The sequence below is a fragment of the Azospirillum sp. UFLA03-27 genome (genome assembly GCF_059803775.1).
On sequence record NZ_JAUQTX010000482.1, the window covers coordinates 1 to 1,616 of the forward strand.

The 1,616-nt window shown below is 66.4% G+C and carries 2 protein-coding genes; both read left to right on the forward strand.

Going from position 1 to position 1,616, the window contains the following annotated elements:
• Positions 1-77 precede the first annotated feature (77 nt).
• Positions 78-1,478, forward strand: a complete 1,401-nt coding sequence (fumC, locus tag Q4I23_RS32575; RefSeq protein ID WP_498528984.1) for a class II fumarate hydratase — start codon at positions 78-80, stop codon at positions 1,476-1,478.
• Positions 1,479-1,497: 19 nt separating this feature from the next.
• On the forward strand, positions 1,498-1,616 hold a 119-nt coding region (locus tag Q4I23_RS32580), incomplete at its 3' end, for a ribbon-helix-helix domain-containing protein (protein WP_498528985.1).

Consider the following 1,616-nt stretch of genomic DNA (forward strand, 5'->3'; position numbering starts at 1 on the left):
GCGTATAATCGTCGGCAGCGTCAGATGTGTATAAGAGACAGGACCGGAACGATGTTCGAACCGACGAGGACATGACCATGACCGGCAAGACCGGGATGCGCACCGAGACCGACAGCTTCGGACCGATCGAGGTTGCCGCCGACCGTTACTGGGGCGCCCAGACGCAGCGCTCGCTGCGCAACTTCCGCATCGGCGGGGAGCGCATGCCGCCAGCGCTGGTGCGCGCGCTCGGCATCCAGAAGAAGGCGTCAGCGCTCGCCAACATGGCGCTGGAGGTGCTCGACCCCCGGCTGGGCCGCGCCATCGTCGAGGCGGCGGAGGAGGTGATCGACGGCACGCTCGCCGATCATTTCCCGCTGGTGGTCTGGCAGACCGGCTCCGGCACCCAGAGCAACATGAATGCGAACGAGGTCATCTCCAACCGCGCCATTGAGGCTCTGGGCGGCGAGATGGGCTCGAAGAAGCCGGTCCACCCCAACGACCACGTCAACATGGGGCAGTCGTCCAACGACAGCTTTCCCACCGCCATGCACATCGCCGCGGCCGAGCAGATTCACCACGAGCTTCTGCCGGCGCTGGAGCACCTGCACGCGGCGCTGGCGGCGAAGGCGGCGGAGTTCGTCGACATCGTGAAGATCGGGCGCACCCACCTCCAGGACGCCACGCCGCTGACCCTGGGGCAGGAGTTTTCCGGCTACGCCGCCCAGATCGCCTACGGGATCGAGCGGGTGAAGGCGTCGCTGCCGCAGCTCTACCGGCTGGCCCAGGGCGGCACGGCGGTGGGCACCGGGCTGAACGCCAAGACCGGCTTCGCCGAAGCCTTCGCCGAGGAGGTGGCCTCCATCACCGGGCTGCCCTTCGTCACAGCCGAGAACAAGTTCGAGGCGCTGGCCACCCACGACGCGCTGGTGGACGCGCACGGCAGCCTGAACACGCTGGCGGTGTCGCTGATGAAGATCGCCAACGACATCCGCCTGCTCGGCTCCGGCCCGCGCTGCGGCATCGGGGAGATCGCCCTGCCGGAGAACGAGCCCGGCTCCTCGATCATGCCCGGCAAGGTGAACCCCACCCAGTCGGAAGCGATGACCATGGTCTGTGCCCAGGTGATGGGAAACCAGACCACCGTCAGCATCGCCGGCGCCACCGGCCATTTCGAGCTGAACGTCTTCAAGCCGGTGATCGCCTACAACGTCCTCCAGTCGATCCGGCTGCTGGCCGACGCCTGCAACAGCTTCACCGACAACGCCGTGGTCGGCATCGAGGCGAACCGCGAGCGCATCGGCCAGTTGCTGAACGAGAGCCTGATGCTGGTCACCGCGCTGAACCCGCACATCGGCTACGACAACGCGGCGAAGATCGCCAAGAAGGCCCACAAGGAGGGAACGACCCTGAAACAGGCCGGCGTGGCGCTGGGCCTGCTGACCGAGGAGCAGTTCGATCAGTGGGTCAAGCCGGAAACCATGGTGAAGCCCCGGTGACCGGGGCCATGCGCCGTCCATGAAGAAGCGCTCCGTCCTCATCGCCGGGCACCCGACCAGCGTCTCCCTGGAAGAGGAATTCTGGGAGGCGCTGAAGGCTGTCTCTTATACACATCTCCGAGCCCACGAGACTATAAC